The following is a 23711-nucleotide window of genomic DNA, read 5'->3' as shown; positions in this document are numbered from 1 at the left end:
AGTATATAACTAACTTAATCTATGAAAACACATTTAAAGGCCCTACTCATTGCTTCGTTGCTGATTCCCGGCGCTGCTTGGGCTCAGATGCCACACGATGCCATTTATATGGGCAAAAAGCAGCTTTGTGTAGCGGGTATGTATGGCTACAGTAGCTGGAGTCAGTATTGGGAAAATACGCTCAAACGCGAAAATTTCAATATCGGTACGCTTACTACGCAGAGCGTTTCGGTTATGCCTGCTTACGGCATTAGCAGCCGGGTAAACGTTATTTTGAATATGCCCTATATATGGACCAGCGCGAGTGCGGGAAATCTGATGGGGCAGCGTGGCATTCAGGATTTGTCGGCCTGGCTGAAAGTCAAAGCTGTTGAAGCAGGTGGTTTTTCAGTGAATGCGATTGTAGGCGGATCTATCCCGATTGGCAGTTACGTGGCCAGCTTTATGCCGATGTCGATTGGTATGCAGTGTCGCACCTTTACCGGACGTCTATTGCTTAACTATAAGGAGCCAAAAACGGGTATCTATCTAACCGCACACGGTAGCTATGGTTGGCGTGGTAATACAACCCTGGATCAGAATGCTTATCTGGCTGATGATCGGGTGTATAATACAGATCAGGTTCGTGTTCCAAACACGTACGATGCTGCAGTTCGCCTGGGTGTACTGCGTAAGGGGTGGCAAACCGAAGTGTGGGCTGAGCGCGTATCCTGTCTGGACGGCGATAACATTCGCCGAAACGATATGCCGTTCTTAACCAACAACATGCAAGCGAACTCCGTAGGTTGGTATGGCAAGGTTCAGCCACGTAACATTGGCGTAAACGCCCGTGTTGGCTACGTTGTCGATGGCTTAAACGTGGGACAAAGCACCAGCTATATGGTTGGGCTTCTTTATCAAATCAATTTCAAAAAGTGATCCGTAACATTATGAAAACTTATAATCGAATTGTTCTAATTGGTAGCCTGGTGGTCGGGTTGTCGGCTGCCTTTATTTCGTGCGATAAAAGCATTTCCGAACCGCAGCGTGTAGGCTACACCCCCGCCAGTGTGGATGAAAAGGCTGGCACCTGGAAAACGTACGTGCTAACCGCACCAACCGATGTTACGGTGGCTACCCCTACAACGACGGCCTCATCGCAGTACGTGGCCGAACTGGCCGACCTTAAGGCGAAATCAGCCAGCCTGACGCAGGAACAACAGGAGGCTGTTGTGTATTGGGGGGCTGGTGCCGTTTATCGCTGGAATGAAATCGCCCGCGAATTGTGCGCCCGGTATAACATACCTCCCGCATCGACTCCTGATGGTAAATATCCGGTTCCGGATGCCGCTAACCCATTGGCTGATCCTAAGTTCCCGTTTGCCAACCCGCCTTACTCATCTCGCGCGTTAGCTTACCTAAGCGTTGCTCAGTATGATGCATTGGTAGCCGCCTGGAGCTATAAATACAAGTTCAATCGAGCAGCTCCGTCGAAAACTGATGCTACTATTCGAGTAGCACTGCCCGTATCGGCTTTGCCATCCTATCCGTCGGAAGATGCGGTTGTTGCAGCAGCTTCGGCCGTTGTGCTGAAAGCCATGTTTCCTGGTGAAGTACCTTTTCTGGATGCTAAACTAGCTGAACATCAGAATAGCCGCCTATGGGCAGGTATGAATGTATCCAGTGATATAGCGGCTGGTGTTGATTTAGGGAATCAGGTAGCTGCCAAAGTGATGGGTCGAGCCAGAACCGATGGCATGAGTGCCGCCAATAACCAGGCAGTAACGGCAGGTATGATTCAGGCAGCTAAAGAACGCGGACTAACGGAAGTATGGGTAAGCCAGGAAACACCTGCTCGTCCACCAATGCTGCCGAATTTCGGGGCGGTAACAACCTGGAATTTCGATAAGGCTACGTTGCTCCAAATACGGCCTACGCCCCCACCTGCGCTGAACGATGCCAATTATGAAAAAGATATGTCAGAGTTGCGCGGAATAAACAAAAGTCAGACTCGTGAGCAGGCACGGATTGCCAACTATTGGGCCGACGGTCCTGGTAGCTATACTCCTCCAGGCCACTGGCATCGCACAGCAGCCAATGCAGCTAACGACGCCAAATACAGCGAAGTGCGCATGGCCCGAACGCTGGCTTTAGTCGGAACTGCGCTAATGGATGCAGCTATTGGATGCTGGGATGCCAAGTATTTCTACTATTATCCTCGTCCGCAGCAATTTGGTATGAAAACGTCGGTTGGATTACCCAACTTCCCATCGTATCCATCTGGTCACTCGACATTTTCAGCCGCAGCGGCTACGGTGCTGAGTAGCATTTTTCCAGATAAAGCGAAGGATTTCAACGATCAGGCAGCGGATGCATCCACATCACGGGTATACGGCTTGATCCATTACCGATTCGATTCGAACGGTGGTTTGGACCATGGAAATAAGATTGGTGCCTATGCCGTAGCACGAGGTAAAGCCGATGGTTCAGGACTTTAACTAACGATGAGTTATGAGCGATAAGTGATGAGTAGTGCTTTCTTACGTCAGCCCACTCATCACTTATCGCTCATAACTCATCGTTTATCACTCATCACTCAAAAAGCTATGCCGCATATACCACTACCTGAGCAATTGCCGGGCATTACCGGACTGCTCGAATATCGATTGGATACCGCCATGCCGATTCGGGAACTGACGCAGATTTTGCTGCGGGGCGAATCAACGTTGTCGCAGGGCGAGCGCGAACTGATTGCTGCTTTAGTATCGTCGCGTAATTGCACGAATTTCTGCGAAGCGGCTCATACAAAAGCTGCGGATTTGCTCTTAGGTGACGATGAAACGGCTCGTGTTGTGAAACAGGATATTGAAACGGCTCCTGTTAGCGAGAAAATGAAAGCTCTTCTGCAGATTGCTGCTCTTACGCAACAGAATGGTAGGAATGTGTCAGTCGAAGCAGTTGGCCGTGCCCACGAGGCTGGGGCAACAGATCGAGAAATTCATGATACGGTGCTGATTGCGGCTCTATTCTGTCTGTACAATAAGTATGTAGATGGACTGGCAACCATAGCGCCAACCGATCCGGCATTCTACCAAATGCTTGGGGAGCGAATTACGGGACGAGGATATGTTCGTCCGCCAGGTGGGTATCCTGTAAAAACACACTAGACAAACCGATTATCCCATTTACTGACATTTATTCAACCGACCAAAATCGCTGTTTTTTGGTCGATCAGGTCACCATTTGCTCTTTTTTACGCTATAGACATGAAACTAACTCAACTTATTGCCATTCTGGCGATGCTATTTTCCCTCGGCTTTAGTGCGCAAGCACAATCTCGCCGGGTTTCAGGAACTGTGCTTGATACGGAAACTGACAAGCCGCTGGCCGGAGCTAGCGTGGTCGTAAAAGGCCAGCTTACAGGTGCGGTTGTTAATGCTGACGGTAGTTTTTCACTCACAACCAATCAACGCGGACCGCTTACGCTGATCGTTTCGATGGTTGGCCACGAAGCACAGACCTTGGTCGTATCGAATGATGCGCAACCTGTCGCTGTCAAACTTCGACAGGCGACTAACTCGTTGCAGGATGTGGTTGTAGCTGCTTCCCGAGTGGAAGAAAGTATTCTCCGGGCACCCGTAACGGTTGAAAAAATGGATTCGCGGGCCATTCGTGAAACCCCGTCGGCTACATTCTACGAAGGACTGAACAACCTTAAGGGAGTGGATATGGTCACGAGTGGGCTTACTTATCGGCAAATTAATACGCGCGGATTTGCCAGCACAGGTAACAGCCGCTTTTTGCAACTGATTGACGGCATCGACAATCAACCCGCTGGTTTCGGTTTTTCGATGGGGAATTTATTTGGGTTGAGTGATTTAGATGCCGAAAGTGCGGAGTTAGTCCCCGGTGCTGCGTCGGCTTTGTACGGGCCAGCCGCTTTCAATGGAGCCTTATTAATGACCAGCAAAGATCCATTTCGGTATCAGGGACTAAGTGTACAGGCCAAAATGGGAGTAAATCACATTAATGATCCAAATACTGGGGCTGCTCTGTATCAGGACTATGGCTTCCGATATGCGAAAGCATTCAATAATAAATTAGCGATCAAGCTTGTCGCTTCGTACATGAAAGGGCTCGACTGGTTCGCTACCGATTACACAGATGTAGACGCAACTACGTCACCTGAAAAACGAGGGCCTTCGAACCCGGCTTACAATGGCTTGAACATCTACGGCGATGAGATAAACCGGACAATTACAGGTATTGGCAAAGTATCGCGTACGGGTTATTTGGAAAAAGACCTGACGGATTATAACGTGTATAGCCTTAAACTGAATGGGGCTGTTCATTATCGCATTACGCCAAAACTGGAAGCTATTTATTCCTATAATTTTGCGAAAGGAACAACGAATTATACCGGCAGTAACCGCTTCTCTGTCAATGGGTTTTCGCTGCTTCAGCATCGGATCGAATTACGTGGGACGAACTTCTTTGTTCGAGGATATACGAACCAGGAAGACTCACATGATTCGTACAACACCCGTTCGTTGGGACAACAAATTGACCGAACCTGGGTACGCGATCTGAGCGGAAATGTCGTGGCGCCAAACCTGGCCGATCAAACCTGGTTCGACCGGTATACGGCTGCCTATCAGGGTAAAGTGCAAAATGTAACGGCCAGTGATGCAGCCAGCGCCCGCTTGTTTGCCGATCAGGGACGTTTTGTGCCGGGATCAGCTGAATATGAGCAGCAAAAAGCACGACTGATTGGCGTTCAGGGATTGGCGGGAGCTGGTATTCTGAGTCAAACCAATATGTATCATGCAGATGCTCAGTATAATTTAACATCCGCTTTAGCTTCCGCAGGTCTTGCCGGAACCGAACTGCTGGTCGGTGGAAATTTTCGCCAATATAGCCTGTTCACAAATGGGACACTTTTTGATGATAAAGGCGGGCGGATTAAGTATAGTGAGTTTGGTGCATTTGCTCAGCTGAGTAAATCCTTATTAGCTGATAAACTGAAGCTAACTGTATCAGGTCGTTACGACAAAAACCAGAATTTCGCAGGCTATTTTACTCCCCGTGCTTCGGCCGTGTTTTCACCAACGGATCGTCACCATTTCCGGGCTTCGTTTCAGTCGGGCTTTCGGAATCCTACGCCCAGTGATCAATTCATCAAACTCAACGTTGGTCCGATCACGATTCTGGGTGGAGCACCGAGTAATAGCGCGGGCATGAATGTTTATGAAAATTCGTTCAACTCAACGTCTATTGGTGGCTTCGTGAACGGGTTTTTAGCCGAAGTAAACAGTGTTGGACCACAACAGGCTGTGGTGAACAATAAGGCCAAACTGGTAAAATCGAACGTGCCGTACATTGCCCCCGAGCGCGTACAGAGCTTTGAAGTAGGATATCGTACCTTGCTCACAAGCCGACTATCGCTCGACGCTAATTACTACTACGGTGCGTATCGAAATTTTATTCTGAATACGGTGGTAATTCGCCCTAACAGTCCCGTTCTGGCTGCTGATGGTAGTATCAATCCCGCTGCTGCACAGGATATTCTGAACTCTACTTATCAGGCGTTTCAGCTATATACCAACGCACCCGACCGCGTTACTGCCCAGGGAGCTACACTAGGTCTGAACTATACAACATTGGGCGGCTACACGCTGACGGGGAATGGAACCTGGTCGGCCTTCAATCTGCAAAACGCCGATCCGAACAATATTCCAGCGTTTAATACCCCTCGTTTCAAAACGAACGTAACGATTGGTCACCGGAATATCGCACCGAATCTGGGCTTCAATGTGGCCTGGCACTGGCAGGAAGCCTTCGATTGGGTCGGCTCATTTAATGATCTGCGTCCAGGCCGTATTCAGGCCTACAACCTCATCGACGCTCAGGTAACCTTGAAGATTCCTGCTTACAAAACTTTACTGAAAGTAGGTGCATCGAATCTGACGAACCAGTACATCGTACAGGCATATGGTTCACCAGCCGTTGGCGGGTTGTATTACGTATCGCTCACGTTCGATCAGTTAACACGCTAAAAATAAACCTAACCAAACGCCGTGGAAACAAGTACAATGTCAATTGATCAGGAGCAGCGCGTGGCGCTTCCGTGGGTTAGTTTTACCCTTTGTATGGTAGCCTATGTGTTTGGCGGAACGGCCAGTACGCTGATGGCGACCTATTTGCCTGTGGCCATTCCTCAATTGTTGGGGGGAAACGTATCGACTGGTCAGTTGAACGAAGTGGGTTCATGGATCAGTGCTGCCTTTTTGTATGGCTGGGTGATTGGTGGATTTTTGTTTGGCCCCTTAGCTGATAGTATTGGACGAGTTCGGGCATTGGCATTGGCAACGGGTTTGTGTGGAGGAGCTATGCTGGCGACAGTTTTTGTGCCGAATGAGCATATTTTGTTTCTGCTTCGAGCGTTGACTGGCGCAGGCGTAGGAGGGATTCTACTAGTATCAACTGTCTATATATCAGAAGTATGGCCAGCGTCATCCAAACCAGTTGCATTGGGCGTACTGGCTACGGCATTTCCGGTTGGTATTGTGGCAACGGGTGGATTAGCGAGTGGTTTTAGCGACTGGCGAACGGCGTTTACTATTGGTGTGATCCCCGTTTTGATTGCCATTCTGATTAATGTATTTATTCCCGAATCAGCTAGTTGGAAGGAGGGACGACTGCAAACAAAATCTCAAAAGCCGAACTTGTTCAGTCCTGAAAATAAGCCCAATGTAATCAGCGGAGCTATCATATTTGGATCGGTTCTGATTGCGCTTTGGGGTATTTTTTCCTGGATTCCTACCTGGGTGCAATCGTTGCTATCTGCCGGTCAAACGGGACAGACCGAACGCGGTATTACGATGATGCTACTAGGTGTCGGAGGGATTATTGGCGGTATTGTATCAGGCTTTCTGGTTTCTAAACTTGGCCCTCGTCGAACGCTATTAGTAACGTTTACAGGATGCATTCTAGCTTGTGGATTACTGTTTCTGACGAACCAATCGTTTTCGCCCATTATTTACGGAGAACTCGCACTGCTATCGCTCTTTTTTGGCATAAGCCAGGGATCATTGTCGAGCTATGTGCCGACGTTGTTTCCCGCTCCGATTCGAGCTACTGCTACAGGATTCTGTTTCAATATCGGTCGATTATTCACGGCTACAGCCGTCTTATTCGTTGGAACATTAACAACCGCGTTGGGTGGTATCGGGAATGCGCTCGTCGTTTTCTCAGCCGCTTTCCTGATTGCGTTTGGTGGCATCTGGATAAAAAAATAAGCAGACTATTCTCATTCAATCATTCAAAAAATCAATCATTACTCATGCCACATATCACACTTCCAGAAGGCGTTCCCGGAATTCGGAGTTTAGTTATGTATCGACCTGAAACGGGTCAGCATCTCTACGATTTGGCGCAAGCTTTGCTCCGTGCAGGCTCGCCTGATAGTACGTTGTCGGATGCTGAGCGCGAGCTGATTGCTGCGTTTGTCTCGAAGCAAAATCGCACGGATTTTTGCATGAATAGTCATGCGGCTGCGTCTCGTTACCTCTATGCCGATCAACGGGCTGTAGTTGACGAAACCTTGGCTGATCCTGCAACGGCTCCTATTTCTGCGAAACTAAAAGCATTACTAGCCATTGCCGATCATGTGCAGTCGGATGCTCGAACGGTTTCGGATGAGCTTGTGGAAGCCGCTCGTAATGAAGGGGCTACTGACGGAGATATTCATGATGCCGTACTCATTTCGGCTTCTTTCTGCATGTATAACCGCTACGTAGACGGACTGGCTACGCTGACACCTACAGACCCTGCCGCATATGAAGCCATGGGCGAACGGATGGGAACTATCGGCTATCAATTACCAAAAAAGGCTAGCGATGTCGCTAGCCCTACTACGCATTCATCATAGGTTGGTATAGTCCCCGGCTGCTTTGCGGCTGGGGTACTATTGTTATTCCGTTTATAAACTATAAAGCATATGCCACATATCGAACTACCCGCCGGGCTACCCGGAATTCGAGGGCCAATGGCGTTTAGTCCCGAAACCGCTCGCCCATTGAATGACCTGGTTAATGTATTGCTACGGTCGAATGCCCATCGTCCTGAGTCGGGACTTACCGAGGGAGAACGGGAACTGATCGCGACCTACGTATCCTCGTTAAACGATTGTTTTTTTTGTCAAACCATTCACGGAGCGGTTGCGAGTCAACACCTTGGTGATGAAGACTGGAGTCTTGTACGATCGGTCAAACGCAATCCGCAACAAGCTGAGATTAGCCCTAAACTAAAAGCATTACTAGCGATTGCCGCTAGTGTGCAACAGGGTGGTAAGTCGGTTTCAACTGAGCAGGTTGAAGCCGCTCGTGCGGAAGGTGCTACTGACCATGATATTCACGATACAGTACTGATTGCCGCTGCGTTCTGTATGTTCAATCGATACGTAGACGGGCTGGCTACCTGCGCTCCTGAAGATACTTCCTTGTATCGGTATCGCGCTCAGAAAGTAGCTGAATATGGCTACACCCACGAAGATCATTATATGCCGCCAACTACCTAATCCGATCGATGAAACGCTCGTTTCTATTTTTTCTCATTGCAGTTCTGCTTCTAATCTTATTCGAAGTAGCCCGCGTGTATTTTATCATGCCGTTTCCCGGTAGCCAACTCGGTCTGGCGATGGATAATCCCGGCGAGTCATCGTTAGGTCGGGTTGAGTTAGCGTATTGGCTAAACAAAAATACTGGCTGGCTAAGAGCCATTGGGATTCTGTTGCTGGTTTTTACTGGCTTCGGGGTGTTTACCAAACCGAATCGTAAATGGCATCGGTATATCGGAGGGTTGTTGCTATTGATTTATGCCGGAGTGTTGTATGAGGTCAACCAGGAAATGATGGCTGACCACATGTTTTTACAGCCGATTCACAAGCGGGTGGTTTCGCTAAGCGAAAATAAAATTCCGCTGAATAAGCTCGTCCTGGGTTTCGAATCGAGTGGGCAGGCTACGGCTTATCCCATTCAACTGATTGGTTATCACCACCAAGTGCGTGATACGGTGGGAGGACAGCCTGTTATGGTTACCTACTGCACCGTATGCCGGACAGGGCGAGCATTTAGCCCAGTTGTACAGGGACAAAATGATGAGTTTCGGCTAGTCGGTATGGATCATTTTAATGCCATGTTTGAAGATAGCCGGACAGGGTCCTGGTGGCGGCAAGCGACGGGCGAAGCTATTGTTGGACCTTTACGCGGAAAACGATTACTAGAGTTATCTGCCCGGCATATGACACTTGGCGAATGGGCGGCTGAACATCCGAATACCCGCGTCCTACAGGCTGATCCAGCCTTTGCTGACGAATTCGAGCGAATGAAAACGTACGATAAAGGCTTGTCGAAAGGTAAACTAACCCGTCGTGATTCGGCTTCCTGGAAACCTAAATCATGGGTAATTGGTGTTGAGCGCCTTGGTTTTGCGAAAGCTTACGATTGGAATCAATTACAGACAAGTCGCGTCGTGAATGATGTGGTAGGAGGGGAGCCTATTCTAGTAGCATTGTCGCCGGATAGTGCTTCATTTGGTGCATGGAGCCGTCGGGTAGGTGTTCAAGTTCTTACATTTCAATATGAGAATCGTAAACTTACGGACCGCGAGACACATTCCGTCTGGACCTGGCGAGGTCATTGTATTGCTGGGCCATTGATTGGGAAAAAATTAGGTAGTTTCCCAAAAGCCTATCAGGAGTTCTGGCATTCCTGGCGATCTTTTCATCCGAATACGGAGCAGTATAGGTAGTGTATTTTTTGTTATGCTGACGCAGAAAGCATCTTAAATTGTATGCCCCCATCGGGGGCATACTCATTTATAAAAGCAATACTATGCCTTCGGCAACGTTCTTCGAGTGATTGGTAAATCGGGTTTTCAATGGCCATTCATACAGAATTGAGCAGTTCATAGTCTACGATTCGGCTGAACGACTACCTTTACCGGCACAAACGGCCTTATGCGATTTATACCTTTAGCTCTCGTTATACTTATCTCTCTGGTAAATGCCAGACAATCACAGGCACAAAGCTTAGTCAGCGGATTTATGCAGGGTCAGCGAAAAGCCAGTTTGGCCGTTTGGGGTTCGCAGCAAACCTACGACACGTATTACCTCAATACGACCGAAACGAAAAATCCCAACCTAGGCAGTGTTACTACACAGGCATTAACCGCAGCCGGAACCTACGGCTTAGGTTTCGATCTCGACTTAATTGTGGCGGCTTCCTATGTTCGTACCGAAGCTAGTGCAGGTTATTTCCCGAAACAGGAAGGCTTTCAGGATGCCTATGCGGCTCTGCGCTGGGAAGCCTACGATTATAAATTGGGGAAAAGCCTGAAGCTATCGTGGCAATTTGCAGTAGGCTATTCAATGCCGATTCAAAATTACGTGAACGATGCTATGGTTGCCCTTGGACAAGGGTCAAAGAATCTGGATGGGCGTACATTGCTCCACCTGAAAGGAAAGTCATTTTTTATTACGGGACAATACGGCTATATCCGGCGTGGGCAGGTGAAATTAGATCATGTAGTCAATTACTATGATCCTAGTCAACTTAATCCGAATAGCGGATCAACAGTGAACGTACCCGATGTGACTGAACTCATTGTTCGAGGAGGATACGTAAACAAATGGCTGAATCTGGACGTGTGGGGACAGCACCAAACTCCACATTCGGAAGGGACAAACATGGGACCGGGTATTCCATTTCCAACCAATGCCATCGGATTTACACGAATAGGAGCAACCGCTTATGTGCGATTATTACCCCAGTTCGGTATCACAGCGGGTTATAACACCACGCTAGATGGCCGTAATATTGGTAGGAGTACGCAGATTAACGGAGGTATAGTCATCGGGTATTGGACCGCAAATAGGTAACTACATTAACCTCACCCCCAGCCCCTCTCCTAAAACAGGAGAGGGGAGTTTAGCCCAAAATTCCCCTTCCTCTCCTATACAGGAGAGGGGCCGGGGGTGAGGTCAGAGGTCAAACGAACGAATATGAGAACGCTTTTTTTATCGATTAGTCTGGTGGCTTTGCTGATGTGGATAGTGGGTTGTAAAGAACCAACTATTGATGAAGGGCTTCAGCCATTTATTGTCCCCACGTCGGTCGATGCGGATGGAGGGAACTGGCGTACGATCGTGCTGAAATCGACGGCTGATGTTTCTGTCCCTCAGCCTATGGCTATAACTTCAAGCGATTATCAGAAAGAATTAACGGATGTTAAAAATGGAGTCGCTTCGGCTACACCTGAACAGAATACAGCTGTTAATTATTGGGCATACGGCGCTGTTTTACGATGGAATCAGATTGCCCGTCAACTGGTGGCGAAGTACAATATTCCGGCCGGTTACGATTACGTTACGGGACAAAATACACCAACTGAGTCGGCCAATCTGTTTGCAGGATCCCCCTATGCCGCTCGCATTTATGCGCTGTTGAGCGTTGCGCAATATGATGCGATGGTTGTGGCCTGGCGAGCGAAATACCAATACAATCGGCCATCGCTGGAAAATCAGGGCGTTATTTCGCGAGTTCCTGTGCTGAATGTTCCCTCGTATCCGTCGGAAGACGCAGCTATTGCAGAAGTGTCCTGTCAGATGCTGGCGTACTTCTTCCCTGCTGAAGCAACCTGGCTTAAGACCAAAGCAACGGAGCATAAACAGAGTCGGATTTGGGCTGGAGCCAGCGTACCTACTGATGTGAAAGCAGGGGAAGGTCTGGGTGCGAGCGTCGCTACTAAATTGGTTGATCGAGCGAAAACGGATCGATTCAATGTAGCGCATGATCCTACTAACACCTGGCAGACTGCCATGAACAATGCCCCTTACGACCAGAAATGGAAAAGTCTTGAAAATCCTGCCCGGTCGCCTATCCTTCCATTGGCGGGGAGAGTAAAAACCTGGTACGATTCCACCACTATTTTCCGGGCTCAGCCAATAGCCCCTCCAGCTACGTCGTCGACGGATTTCCAGAAAGCATTAAGTGAAGTTCGTAGCATTGCGGATTCACGTACGCGCGACCAAACGCGCATCGCCAATTATTGGGAAAACGGGCCTAATACCTATGCTTTTTCGGGATTGTGGAATTTACTGGCCGAAGACCTGATTCGGGCTGCCGGACAAAATGAACTCAGAACGGCTCGAACATATGCGCTGCTCAATAGAGCCATGCACGATGCGACTACAGCAACCTGGCGGAGTCAATTCCAATATTTTGTTCCCCGCCCTTCTCAAATCGATCCGGCGATTAAAACCGCGACGGTTATTCCCAATACGCCAGGCTACGTTTCGGAGCGCGCTACTGTTTCGAACGCAGCCGCGACAATTCTGAGCTACATATTTCCAACCGAAGGGACTAATCTAACGGGACAGGCGACCGAAGCGTCGTTGTCAGGTCTGTATGGTGGTACGCAATTCAGATTTGATAATGATGAAGGGGCAAAGTGGGGGAGCACCATTGGGCAACTGGCTGTTTCGGGTGCAAAAGCCGACGGGGCTAAGTGAAAATGCTGTTAAATTCTCCTGTGAGAAGAGGTCGAATTATCAACGGCTGCGTTCGATAATTCGGCTTTTTTGTAACATTGCCCCATTATTTGCGATTTACCCATCAAATAAAAGACTCTATGTACGTTCCTGAAAACGCTTCCGGACAGTCTCGCGTAGTTATTGAACGCGTATCTCCCGAACTTGATGGTGGACAGTTTCCGATAAAAGCAATTCCCGGTGATCGGATCGCCGTTGAAGCCGATATCTTCGCGGATGGACATGATTACGTAACCGCTGTTCTCCTCTATAAACATATCAACGATGCGGCCTGGACCGAAACCGCTATGGCACTGATTGTCAACGATCGATGGGGAGCTTCGTTTATGGTTGAAAAGCAGGGACGTTATCTATATACCATTGAATCATGGGTTGATCATCCGGGTTCCTGGCATCACGAAGTGCATTTGAAAGTAGCTGATGGACAGCGTATTACAAGTGAATTGTTGGCGGGGGCGCAGTATCTGGACGGAATGTTGAAACGGGCAGGAGGCAAAGAAGAGGTACAGAAACCAAAAGGGAAAAAGAGTAAAAATACACCAGTAGAAGAATCTCCAGATATACGGGCAATTCGCGCAATGGCTGCCTTGTTTCGAGATGAATCTCGTTACGATGAAGCCGTTTCTGTTGCTGAAAGTGAGCAGTTTACATTTTATGCTAATCGCTATCCCGAACGGCAATATGTAACCCGCTATAGTCATGAATTAGGCGTGGAAGTTGATCGTGCGCGCGCTGAATTTAGCACATGGTATTGCCTGTTTCCCCGGTCGGCTGTGCGTGATGAGGCTGAAACAAGTAGGCATGGTACATTCAAAGACGTTGAAGGGCTCTTGCCACGCATTTCAGATATGGGATTCGATGTGCTGTATTTACCGCCGATTCATCCAATCGGTATGGCACACCGGAAAGGTAAAAATAACTCTGTGATCTGCCAGCCGGGCGAACCGGGTGTTCCCTACGGTATTGGCTCATCTGAAGGTGGGCATGATGCGATCCATCCCGAGCTCGGTACGGTCGAGGATTTTAAACACCTGATTGCCATTGCTGCGAACTATGGAATGGAAATCGCTATGGACTTGGCTATTCAGTGTTCGCCCGACCACCCGTGGGCAAAAGAACATCCCGAATGGTTCAAAAAACGACCTGATGGTACGATCCAATACGCCGAAAACCCGCCCAAAAAATATCAGGATATTTACCCCGTTTATTTCGAAACAGAAGACTGGCAGAACCTGTGGGAAGAACTTAAACGCGTTTTATTGGTATGGGCATCCTGGGGAGTGCGCATTGTTCGAGTCGACAATCCGCACACCAAACCATTCGTTTTTTGGGAATGGGTGATTGCTGAAGTGAAAAAAGAATTCCCGGATATGCTTTTTCTGGCCGAGGCCTTCACGCGTCCAAAAGTAATGCAGGAACTTGGTAAACGTGGTTTTGCACAATCCTATACCTACTATACCTGGCGGAATACGAAATACGAGCTGGAGCAGTACATGACCGAACTGACCCAAACCGAAATGAAGTATTATTATCGCCCGAATTTCTGGCCCACTACCCACGACATCAATCCATACATTCTGCAAGGTGGCCATGAACCCCAATTCCTGATTCGATATTTCATGGCAGCTACGTTGACCAGTAATTATGGTATTTATGGGCCGTCGTTCGAGCTGATGGAACATGTGCCATTTCCAAACAAAGAAGAATACCTGAACTCGGAGAAATATGAAATCCGGCAGTGGGACTGGAATAAGACGAACAAACTAACGTATTTGATTACGCTTGTGAATCGCATTCGCCATGAAAACGCAGCCTTACAAACAACCAATAACATTACCTTCTGCTCTGTAAACGATGATGCCATTATGGCGTACCTGAAAGTCTCTGGTACGAACCGGCTACTTATTGTGGTAAATACAGATGCGTATAGCCGCCGGGCTGGCGTTGTGCAGGTACCGATCTGGCAATTGGGCATTGGCCACGACCAATATTATACCGTTCAGGATCTGCTAACAGGAGCGCATTACACCTGGCAGGGCGAAAAAAATTACGTTGAACTCGATCCTTATAGTTTACCAATGCATCTGTTTCGGATTGACATATAGCATTGATTGCAGTTTCCAGAAGACTTTTGTCATGCTGCCGAAGGAAGCATCTTTAACTATCCTAACAAGGCAATAAGGGAACCTTGAGATGCTTCCTTCATCAGCATGGCAAAAAAACTGTCGAAAATTCACCTGACTAAAACGACTGTACTTTGCAACCCATTCGATGTTTCGACTGTGACTGTGTATCGGCCAGCAGATAATCCACGCAAACTTATTGTACGGCTATACTTACCAGGTGGAAGATTGGATTCGTTGCTGCTGCGTACCGACTGACCAAGCAAATTAGTCAACCCAAGGCTGACAGGACCCGTAGCTAATTGTGTAAAATCGACTGTAAGCGTTTCCGTCGTTGGATTGGGATAAATCTGCAAGCCAATCGGATTAGGTTCTGTAACTCCGGTTACGATCGTGGACGTCACGACGGATGATTCCACCGTTTTCAGTACCCAGTTATTTGGGTCGATAATAACAGCGGTGGCTACTCCCCGCGTGGGGACCGTGAATGTCTGGTCGGCGCTATCATTATAGACAGTCACGGTCGTATCACCTCCTGCAGATTGAATTTTTATCTGAAGCGGCATGGTAAAAAACGTTGGATTCGCACCGCCTGTGTTGCGTTGCGTTAACCGGACAGTAGCCGATTTTGCACCTGTGAGCGTAGTAGCTTTATAAGTCGGATAACCAGCCCCGTAAATCCATTGACTAAAAAAGTAATCCAGATTTTTCTCCACTACCTGTTCGGCAATCGCCTGAAAATCCTCTGTAACCGCCGTTTTATACGCTAATAATGGATTGGCGGAATAGGTGCGTAAAATATTGAAGAAAGCACTGTCGCCCACAACGCCCCGCAGCATATGAAGAATAACCGCTCCTTTCGCGTACGTACGATTGTTATTAAAAATGGACGCCATGTTACTGATATCCTGTACATAGAGGCTTCCCTGTGCATTACGGGCGCTGGTCATAAAGCTGTTCATATACGACTGATAGTCTGATTTCCCACTTGCAGACTCCGTATAGAGTGCCTCGGCATAGGAAGCAAATCCTTCGTTCAGCCAAATATTCTGCCAATCGCGACAGGTAATTTTATCGCCAAACCACTGGTGAGCCAGTTCATGCGCAATGATTGTTGGGGTAAATGCTCGCGACTCCATCGAGCTTACTGTTTGATGCTCCATGCCGCCATTGCCATAAGCAAACTGAGCGTGTCCGTATTTTTCCTGTAAAAAAGGATAAGGACCAAATTGATTGGTAAACAATTGCAGCATTTTTGGCGTAAGCGCCAGATTTGACTGAACCTGTGGTAACGTCTCTGGATAAATATAATGCGTTACGGGCATTGTTTCGCCACTGTACGTAAAAGGTGTTTCGAAGATGGAATAATTTGATACAGCAATCGAAATTAGGTACTGGGCAATAGGGTAGCTGTTTTTCCAGAAGTACGTCTTTGTCCCATCAGCATTGCTTGTTGTACTGATGAGCTTTCCATTCGATACCGACACTAACTGGGCTGGCGCGGTGATACGCACCGAGGACGAGTCGGCCTTATCGGCGGGCGTATCGCGACAGGGGAACCAATCAGAAGCACCATATGGCTCGCTCAAACTCCAGATGACCGGGTCATTTGTTGATTCATGTTTGCCAAAGGCAAAACTACCATTGGCTGCGCTATTCGGTACGCCGTGATAGAAAACAGTTAATGTAAATGCCTGTCCATTGGCTAGTGGTTGAGCAGGCGTAATCGTTAATTTATTCTGACTATGTTGAAAGGTCAATTTTCGCGTTCCTGCTTTTACCGAATCGACGCGTAAACCTTCGCCTGTAGTGGCAGTCGTTGAATTCAGGTCCAGAAAAAAACTGTTGAGAGCGGGTAGCGTGCTTTTCAACGTAATAGTTGCCGCGCCCTTTAGATTCGCGGGGGTGGTTGTCAGACTTAGATCGAGGCCATAATAGGTAACGTCGATAGAGGCATCACCGGGATAGGCTAGCCGGGCTTTCGGGTTAGAGGCTAACTGGCCAAAGTAGCGCACTTTGCTAATTCGGCAGAATTGGCCACCATCGGTTTCAACCTGAGCATAGGTTAGAAGCGGAAAGAAAAGCAGAAGATATAAATACTTCATGAGGCAAACGTTGGGTTGATTTAATCTCAAAACGGAGAATGGGCAAAAACCTGCTTATTCTTCTTCGTTTTTTTCGGCACTACTACCAGGATTAAGCAACTTCGGTGCCAAGTTCGCGTCTTCCGCTCTGGCCTTTACAGCTTCTAGTTTACGTTGCTCAGCTTCTGGGAGTTGAAGTTGCCAGCCCATCGAACTGGCCAACTGATACATCATGTACTGGATTTGATTATTGGCTATTTTGGGCAGATCGCTCTGCATAGCCCGCTCATTCATGGCTCGTTTGGCTTCTTCCAGAATTTGGGTGTAATCGGCACCACTAAAGTGATTGAGAATACCCGCCTGAATGTCGTAGAACTTATAATCAGTATCAATCGACAAAACTTCTGGTTCTGGAAACGCTTCAATGACCAGCTTTTTTTCACCCTCCTGCGGTACCCGAAAGCGAACTTTCGAAAAATCGAAGCCAACCAATACTTTCGCTTTCGCAATGACCATCGCTTTCTTAGGGTCGTTCAATAGGTAGAGAATCTTTTTCTGATTCTGATAATTGTAGATTTCCGAAAAGTACCCTTCGGCCATTACTACCTTAAAAACCTTCTCGATGCGTTCCAGCAGCAACACCGAATCGCGCTGTATATCTGTAATACCGGATCGTTGGCGAAGTACATTGGCTAATGCAACGCCCCCGCCCGCACCAACGAGAAGAAGAAGTAATACGACAAAAAAATCCATAATGGAGTATATGACCCATGAAGAGGCAAAAGTAACGGATTTCTGACTGCCTCAACTACGATCGGTTATCTAACAAAATAGCCGTATTACTCAAGCGTTATTTTGAGTGATACGGCCAGTGTACGTGAGCGAAAAATGCCTGATCAAGCAAGGCGTATGAGCGAACAATTAGTCGTCATAGGCTAGGTCAGTTGTTATTAGCGACTCGTCGGAAGCTGAACCAGAAGTGATTGCACGAGCGATTAAGGCATTATACTTACAGATCAGGATCATTCGGCCTACCAGTGTTTTTGACTCGCGACCAAGGACTTTTGTGTAATGTTTTATCTGATCTTCATAGGGTAGAACAAGTTCGGGCCATCGGCTGGCATAAAAATCGTTTAAAGTGAGCCATTTGTTGTCCGTAAAGACTACATACGTAAAGGCATTGATGTTTTTCGTCAATTTGCCATCCACATCGAAATCCTGCGCTTTGACGAAATCGCGGTTCAGGTGCAAACCGCGATAAACCATTAATGTACCGGAGGCTATTTCCTCCAAAAATTGTGGTCGCCCATGCTGGAATAGATCGCAATGTTCGATGGCCACAAATTTATGTAAGTTATTTTGCTGATTATCAAAGTAAACGAAGTTGCTTACCTGATCGGTTGAATAGGCTTTAATCTGGTTTTCTTTTCGATATTGTACTATTTGCGCTTTCCAGTTAAAGCTAACTTCACCTTGTAGCTCGGTGCCATTTCGTAATAGTACTTTGCCAGGATTCCATGTAGTTGCAGAGGCAGACCAGGCGTGGAGGGTGAGCCACAAAAGGCTCAGGAACAGCAGTATATTCTTTCTCATAACAATTCTTAGTCAACTAAAGCAAACCCAGATGATTAGCCATCGGGTAGGCGTTAGTTGGTAAAGGAGTGAATTGAAAGAAATTAACGCAATTTGAGTGCCTATGTTCGAAAATAATTGAATTTTGTTTGTAAAAAATATAATATTAGTAGGTTATAAGGTCGAATATTATCTTGTTCGGTTACGATTTTACCTATTAAATAGTGGTAAATTCTCCAAATTGGGCTGATCTATTTTCTCTAAGTTTATATTTGCCAAATACTATTTGTTAGTTAAATATGCCCATTCGATTCAGTCGGAAAGGGTATTTTTATAAAAGAAATCCCTGATAAGAACAATTGATACATTGATCTTACCAGGGATTTCTTCTATTCTATGATGCAGACGACCTATTTTGCGTAGGCTACAGCACGCATTTCCCGAATAACTGTTACTTTAATCTGACCGGGATACTGCATTTCCTTCTCAATTTTCTGCGAAATCTCGTAAGAAAGTACGCCAGCTCGTTCATCGGAAACATGGTCTGCATCGACCATAATTCGCAATTCGCGACCGGCCTGGATTGCATAGCATTTGGTAACGCCGGGGAAATTACCCGCGAGTTCTTCCAGTTCCTTCAAACGCTTGATGTATGATTCCATCATTTCGCGTCGGGCACCGGGCCGCGATCCTGATACGGCATCACAAACCTGAATGATCGGCGAAATCATACTGGTCATTTCGATTTCGTCGTGGTGGGCGCCGATGGCGTTGATAACTTCTGGATTCTCTTTGTATTTCTTGGCCAGTTCCATGCCCAGAATGGCGTGCGGAAGTTCGGCTTCTTCGGGCCACACTTTACCAATGTCATGGAGCAGACCAGCGCGTTTAGCAAGCTTTGCATTCAATCCCAATTCGGCAGCCATCGTAGCGCAAAGCTTGGCAACTTCGCGGGAGTGCTGAAGCAAATTTTGCCCATAACTTGACCGGAAACGCATCCGACCAACCATTTTAATCAACTCTGGATGCAGTCCGTGAATGCCTAGATCAATTACAGTGCGCTCGCCAATCTCCACAATTTCATCTTCGATATTCTTGCGGGTTTTGGCTACGATTTCTTCAATACGAGCGGGGTGAATTCGGCCATCTTGTACAAGCCGATGGAGAGACAAGCGCGCAATCTCGCGTCGGACGGGGTCGAATCCTGAAATAATGATGGCTTCAGGCGTATCATCGACAATGATTTCGACGCCAGTAGCGGCTTCCAGTGCCCGGATATTTCGACCTTCACGGCCAATTACCTTGCCTTTGACATCATCGGATTCGATGTTGAACACCGATACACAGTTTTCGATAGCGTGTTCAGTGGCTGTGCGCTGAATGGTTTCGATAACAACCTTCTTTGCTTCTTTAGTAGCCGTCAACTTGGCTTCTTCAACGATGCTTTTGATGTAAGAGGAGGCCCTGGTTTCGGCTTCAGCTTTTAGCGTTTCGATGAGTTGTTCGCGGGCCTGATCGGCAGAAAGACCGGCAATTTTTTCGAGCTGAGCTACCTGATCAGCCAGCATTCGGTCGGCTTCCTGCTGCCGACGGTCGACGTCTTCTCGTCGTTTATTAAGGGCTTCAATCTGCTGAGAAAGGCTATTTTTCTGCTGCCCAATCTCATTTCGTTGTTGATTTAATTCGCCTTCGCGTGTTCGTTGCTGATCGGCTTGCTGAGCTAATTGCTGCTCGCGCTGCTTTAATTTGTTTTCGTTCTGAAGAAGTAAATTTCGTTTTTGATTAGTCGATTCCTCAAATTCAGATTTTAGTCGTAGGTATTTCTCTTTAGCTTCTAAAATTCGATCTTTTTTGATGGTTTCGGCCTGTAGTTCAGCATTTTTTAAAATTGTAGCTGCCTGTTCTTCTGCTTCTTTCTCGTGCTTTGCGCGAACGCCCGCCATCATCTGGCGGCCAATGAATATACCTATACCAGCCCCAACAAGGCCAGTAAGAATGATTAACCAAATGTCCATCGGACTATATCGTTAGGGTTGAACAAATAAACCATCAACCTGCTGCGATATGAATGCCCTAACTGCGAACTCGAGATTCTGTTGGGTAGGTAACCCGTGATTGTCTATGTCGTCACGACCGGCGTCACGACCTGGTCTAATTGAGTGATTTTGTCAAACACCATTTGTTGTAATCGCTGCATTTTTCGTTCTCCTCTGAGCTTGGTGACCAAGCAGTCGAAGGCTATCATTGCCAGGGCTTCCTGGGTTTCAGAAAATCCCTTATCCCGGTATTCTTTCAGCTCATCCTGAATCAGCCTGGCGGCTTCGCGCACCACAGCTTCCGATTCCGGCTCTACATATAACTTGTAGGTTCGGTCGGCAATTTTTACGCGGATCGGCAGTTCTTCCATCGCTGCAGTCGGCTCAGCTAGGCTTATGCCCCGGAGCCAATTTGGGTTTATGACAAACTACTCAAATGAGCAATGCACCGTTCCAATTCCCGGATATACTCGTCGAGTTGTTGTTTTAATTCAGCATTCGTATCTGTACCAGACAAGTTGTCTTTTACAATTATACTACTATCTTTTGAAATAGCTGTATTTTTTTCCGGCTTAACCGGTTTTTTTCGTAATTCCCGAACCTCATCCTGTTGCGCTTTCAGGCTTTCCTGAAGAGCCTCATTTTCCTGCTCAAGTTGATGAATCTGATACTTGGCATCGGTATACATGCCTCTCAGCAACTTGAGTTTATGCTCAAATCGCTCAACTAACGCAATAATTTGATGTTCGCTAACCACGGTAGTGAATAATTGAATTGATAAATGATTGACTTGTTGAATAATTCCTAAACTTTATTTGGTCATTCAACCAGTCAATCATTCGATCATTTACGAATGACGGCGCCTAGTTCCTTTTCAAAAGCTGCCATCAGCCTTTGCATTGTTTTATCAATGGCGGTGTCGGTTAAGGTTTGGGTAGAATCCTGCAACATGAAATTGACAGAATACGCCTTTTTTCCGTTACCGAGATTGTCGCCTTCATAAACATCAAAAACATTAATAGAACGCAGCAACTTCCGTTCTGTCTGCCGCGCCAATCGACTGATTTGCTCAAATGTGACTCCCTTGTCGATGACCAGCGACAGATCGCGTCGGACTTCGGGAAATTTGGATACTTCCTCGTAACGAACTTTACCTGTTGCCAGTTTTAAGAGCGCAGTCCAATCGAAATCCGCATAGAAAACAGGTTGTTTCAAATCAACGAGTTTTGCCAATTTGGGTTGCACTAAACCTAAGCTTACCAATGGTTTTTTATTCACCACGTAAGTTAACCCGTATTGGAAAATGGTTGAGTCGGCTGGCTGGGTCTCTACGGCTTTGACCCGGAACAGATTAAGCACGCGCTGAACAGCAGTTGCCAAATCATGATAAGTCGTCGGCTGTCCCTTCTGAAGCCAGCTTTCCGACGAGTGGTTACCCGTCATGGCTAGACTTAACCGCATTCTTTCCACATACTTTGTTGCTCCATCTTCAAGTTTTACTTTATGATAGACTTTGCCAAACTCAAACGTTTTGAGATCTTTCTGACGTCGATTCAGGTTGTATACCAATGTCTCAAGCGATGAAAACAGCAACGTTTGTCGCATGACCGATAGTTCATCGCTCAGTGGATTGAGTAGAGTAACATCAACTTCTGGCAGCGACGCCCGAATAGCATCGTGATAAGCCGGACGGGTAAGTGAAAGAGTGAGAATTTCGTAAAATCCATTCGCTGCCATGAGTTGTCCCACCCGATTCTGCCAACCATCTGGATCGATTTTGGGGAATTCCGACAACGTGTCTGCAGCAAGATGGACTGATAGAGGAACATTGTCCAGGCCATAGATCCGCAGAATTTCTTCAATAACGTCTGCTTCGCGCGTTACATCCACGCGATAGGGCGGTACAATCGCAACAAAACCTTCCGAATCTTGATTCTCGGCCTGAATGTCAAGCGCTTCCAGAATGCGGTGAATTTCTGAATGCTCGATTTTTATCCCGATCAACCGATCAATATTCCGGTAGCGAACAGGTATGCGAAACGGCTCGATAGGAGCCGGATAGAGGTCTGTGATATCTGAACTGATCACACCACCTGCAATCTCCTGAATTAGCAACGCTGCCCGTTTCAGAGCGAAGATCGGCATGTTAGGGTCAGTTCCCCGCTCAAATCGGAACGAAGCGTCGGTTTTTAACCCGTGATGCTGTGCTGTTTTCCGAACTGAGGTCGGGGAAAAATAGGCTGATTCTAGAAAGATACTAGTCGTTTGCGCCGATACGCCTGAAAACTGACCGCCAAATACACCACCGATGCACATCGGCTTTTCGGCATCGCAAATCATTAGGTCTGTAGCACTTAATTTTCGTTCGACACCATCGAGCGTTACGAAAGGTGTACCTTCGGGCAATGTTTTAACAATTACCTGATTACCGGCAATCTTAGCGGCATCAAATGCATGAAGTGGTTGCCCAAGGTCGTGCAAAACGAAATTCGTTATATCGACAATGTTATTGATCGGTTTTTGACCAATGGCCAGCAGCTTTTGTTTCAGCCAGTCGGGCGATTCTTTTACAGTAAGGCCACTGATCGTTAAGCCAGTATAACGAGGACAGGCAGCTTGATCTTCTACCCTGACGTCAAGCGTCAGATCGGTATTGTCGACTGCGAATGCATCAACAGAAGGTAATGTCAAAGGCCTTTTCAGAACTGCTTTTAAATCGCGGGCGGTACCGAAATGTGAAGCTGCATCGATTCGGTTGGGTGTTAGTCCAATGGCGATTTGATAGTCGGCTTCAAGATTGAAATAGCGGGCTGCAGGTGTCCCGTTGGGTAGATCAGTGTCTAAAACTATAATGCCTGCGTGTGATGCCCCCAAACCAATTTCGTCTTCGGCACAAATCATGCCTTCAGAAGCCGCTCCCCGAATTTTAGCTTTTTTGATTTGAAATGACTCGCCGGAGCTAGGGTACAACGTTGCTCCAACCAGCGCCACAACGACCTTCTGCCCTGCTGCTACATTAGGGGCTCCGCAAACAATTGGCAGTGGCTGTTCCGCTCCTACATCGACCGTAGTCAGGCTCAGTTTATCAGCATCAGGATGTTTCGTACATGTTAATACTTCGCCAATAACAACTCCTTCCAGTCCACCAGGAACAGCGTCAATTTTTTCAATTCCTTCCACTTCCAGCCCGGTTGCGGTTAACATTTTGCCAACTTCTTCGGGTAATTCAGGTAATTCAATAAACTCTTGTAACCATTTATAGGAAATTTCCATATATCGCAAAAAGGTAATTACTGCAAAGGTAAGG

At 47.3% G+C, this 23711-nt stretch carries 18 protein-coding genes; 11 read left to right on the top strand and 7 right to left on the bottom strand.

All coding sequences use genetic code 11. The features are described 5' to 3' along the window. Window positions 1-21: 21 nt before the first annotated feature. The 11 genes from ACYVE4_RS15000 to ACYVE4_RS14950 all read left to right on the top strand — a co-directional run bounded on the left by ACYVE4_RS15000 (window position 22) and on the right by ACYVE4_RS14950 (window position 14694). On the top strand, window positions 22-918 hold the full coding sequence (locus ACYVE4_RS15000; protein WP_461040967.1) for a hypothetical protein: 897 nt from the start codon (window positions 22-24) through the stop codon (window positions 916-918). Between the two features lie 11 nt (window positions 919-929). Next, window positions 930-2477 carry a vanadium-dependent haloperoxidase gene (locus tag ACYVE4_RS14995; RefSeq protein ID WP_461040966.1) on the top strand — a complete coding sequence of 516 codons (1548 nt, stop codon included), beginning with the start codon at window positions 930-932 and terminating at the stop codon, window positions 2475-2477. 108 nt (window positions 2478-2585) lie between these two features. Beyond that, the gene (locus tag ACYVE4_RS14990) at window positions 2586-3146 is read left to right on the top strand and encodes a carboxymuconolactone decarboxylase family protein (protein ID WP_461040965.1); all 561 of its coding nucleotides are present in this window, start codon (window positions 2586-2588) and stop codon (window positions 3144-3146) included. 99 nt (window positions 3147-3245) lie between these two features. Next, complete coding sequence (locus ACYVE4_RS14985; protein ID WP_461040964.1) at window positions 3246-6035, top strand: TonB-dependent receptor; 2790 nt, start codon at window positions 3246-3248, stop codon at window positions 6033-6035. 21 nt (window positions 6036-6056) lie between these two features. Next, window positions 6057-7277, top strand: a complete 1221-nt coding sequence (locus tag ACYVE4_RS14980) for an MFS transporter (RefSeq protein WP_461040963.1) — start codon at window positions 6057-6059, stop codon at window positions 7275-7277. A gap of 44 nt (window positions 7278-7321) precedes the next feature. Further along, window positions 7322-7909, top strand: coding sequence for a carboxymuconolactone decarboxylase family protein (locus tag ACYVE4_RS14975; protein ID WP_461040962.1), 588 nt, complete (start codon window positions 7322-7324; stop codon window positions 7907-7909). Window positions 7910-7978: 69 nt separating this feature from the next. Further along, complete coding sequence (locus ACYVE4_RS14970) at window positions 7979-8557, top strand: carboxymuconolactone decarboxylase family protein (protein WP_461040961.1); 579 nt, start codon at window positions 7979-7981, stop codon at window positions 8555-8557. Between the two features lie 8 nt (window positions 8558-8565). Beyond that, entirely contained in the window at window positions 8566-9789 is a 1224-nt protein-coding gene (locus tag ACYVE4_RS14965; protein ID WP_461040960.1) for a DUF3179 domain-containing (seleno)protein, read from the top strand. Window positions 9790-9997: 208 nt separating this feature from the next. Further along, a complete protein-coding gene (locus tag ACYVE4_RS14960; RefSeq protein ID WP_461040959.1) occupies window positions 9998-10918 on the top strand; it encodes a hypothetical protein in 921 nt (306 codons plus the stop codon). 123 nt (window positions 10919-11041) lie between these two features. Beyond that, window positions 11042-12550: a vanadium-dependent haloperoxidase gene (locus ACYVE4_RS14955; protein WP_461040958.1), complete on the top strand. Its 1509-nt coding sequence runs from the start codon at window positions 11042-11044 to the stop codon at window positions 12548-12550. Window positions 12551-12669: 119 nt separating this feature from the next. Continuing rightward, on the top strand, window positions 12670-14694 hold the full coding sequence (locus tag ACYVE4_RS14950) for an alpha-1,4-glucan--maltose-1-phosphate maltosyltransferase (RefSeq protein WP_461040957.1): 2025 nt from the start codon (window positions 12670-12672) through the stop codon (window positions 14692-14694). A gap of 128 nt (window positions 14695-14822) precedes the next feature. Here the strand turns inward: ACYVE4_RS14950 and ACYVE4_RS14945 are convergent, their stop codons facing one another. From ACYVE4_RS14945 to pheT, 7 genes are all read right to left on the bottom strand, one after another. Next, a complete protein-coding gene (locus ACYVE4_RS14945) occupies window positions 14823-16817 on the bottom strand; it encodes a M1 family aminopeptidase (RefSeq protein ID WP_461040956.1) in 1995 nt (664 codons plus the stop codon). A gap of 54 nt (window positions 16818-16871) precedes the next feature. Beyond that, window positions 16872-17549: a DUF4230 domain-containing protein gene (locus ACYVE4_RS14940; protein ID WP_461040955.1), complete on the bottom strand. Its 678-nt coding sequence runs from the start codon at window positions 17547-17549 to the stop codon at window positions 16872-16874. A gap of 168 nt (window positions 17550-17717) precedes the next feature. Further along, a complete protein-coding gene (locus ACYVE4_RS14935) occupies window positions 17718-18389 on the bottom strand; it encodes a hypothetical protein (protein WP_461040954.1) in 672 nt (223 codons plus the stop codon). A gap of 389 nt (window positions 18390-18778) precedes the next feature. Continuing rightward, the gene (gene rny / locus ACYVE4_RS14930; RefSeq protein ID WP_461040953.1) at window positions 18779-20383 is read right to left on the bottom strand and encodes a ribonuclease Y; all 1605 of its coding nucleotides are present in this window, start codon (window positions 20381-20383) and stop codon (window positions 18779-18781) included. Between the two features lie 104 nt (window positions 20384-20487). Further along, a complete protein-coding gene (locus ACYVE4_RS14925) occupies window positions 20488-20775 on the bottom strand; it encodes a cell division protein ZapA (protein WP_461040952.1) in 288 nt (95 codons plus the stop codon). Window positions 20776-20822: 47 nt separating this feature from the next. Then, entirely contained in the window at window positions 20823-21161 is a 339-nt protein-coding gene (locus tag ACYVE4_RS14920) for a hypothetical protein (protein ID WP_461040951.1), read from the bottom strand. Window positions 21162-21247: 86 nt separating this feature from the next. Beyond that, the gene (pheT, locus tag ACYVE4_RS14915) at window positions 21248-23677 is read right to left on the bottom strand and encodes a phenylalanine--tRNA ligase subunit beta (protein ID WP_461040950.1); all 2430 of its coding nucleotides are present in this window, start codon (window positions 23675-23677) and stop codon (window positions 21248-21250) included. Window positions 23678-23711: the final 34 nt, after the last annotated feature.

The sequence above is a fragment of the Spirosoma harenae genome (assembly GCF_054776975.1).
This window is presented reverse-complemented; position numbering and strand designations above follow the sequence as displayed.